2 protein-coding genes are annotated in these 704 nt (G+C 35.8%); both read right to left on the bottom strand.

What is annotated here, in order from left to right; translation table 11 throughout:
- Nucleotides 1-95 precede the first annotated feature (95 nt).
- Nucleotides 96-488: an MliC family protein gene (locus ACFINO_RS10535; RefSeq protein ID WP_011181401.1), complete on the bottom strand. Its 393-nt coding sequence runs from the start codon at nt 486-488 to the stop codon at nt 96-98.
- A gap of 17 nt (nt 489-505) precedes the next feature.
- A partial coding sequence (locus ACFINO_RS10530) for an MliC family protein (protein WP_375655796.1) occupies nt 506-704 on the bottom strand: 199 nt, incomplete at its 5' end.

The raw sequence follows: 704 nt of genomic DNA, 5'->3' as shown, positions 1-704 counted from the left end.
CTCTTATTGCATCAGACGCAAGAAAAATTGTCCGAATCAGAAAAAACATCATGCGATGAAAGCCAGTGCGGTTTTTGAAGTTGAACAGCCTTATTTTACTCTGTGCTTTTTTCTTCTACACAGTGGATGGGTTTTTCTTCTTTAGGATCATTAATGAGATCATAAAGTATGACTTCGTTTTTGGTTGCCCACCAAATATATTCGCTTCCTACATATTTTGCTCCAGAAGCAGCAATGACATTGGAACCAATGATGCGCTTATCTTTCCATTTTAAATCAACAAGCGCAATAGTACCAGCAGTGTGATAGGTTGCTTCAACACGCTCTTTAACTGTTCCCATATCGCATTGATAGAAAATGGTCTGAGTTGTTGGTTCTGGATCATCTGGAACCTGAATGATTAAGGAATTCGCAAAGGCATTGATTGAACCGAAGAGTGATAAACTTAAAGCGACGAAAAATCGTACATTAAAAGGTTGTTTTTTCATAATATTTCCTGAGTTGTTTAGAATAATAAGATTGATTCATCTGTACAGAGTATAGGTTTTTTTTCCTCTGGATCATCCAAAAGATCATAAAGTGTGACTTCGTTATTTTTCTTCCACCATATATACTGAGCTCCTGCATATTTTATTCCCATATTAGAAATGATTTTGGTGGCGATAATGCGATCATTGTTCCATTTGAAATCAACTAACGAAATA

This window comes from Bartonella sp. AA83SXKL, assembly GCF_042196965.1.
Classification (GTDB): Bacteria; Pseudomonadota; Alphaproteobacteria; order Rhizobiales; family Rhizobiaceae; genus Bartonella.
The sequence above is the reverse complement of the archived record's forward strand: the minus strand, read 5'-3'. Positions and strand labels throughout refer to the sequence as shown.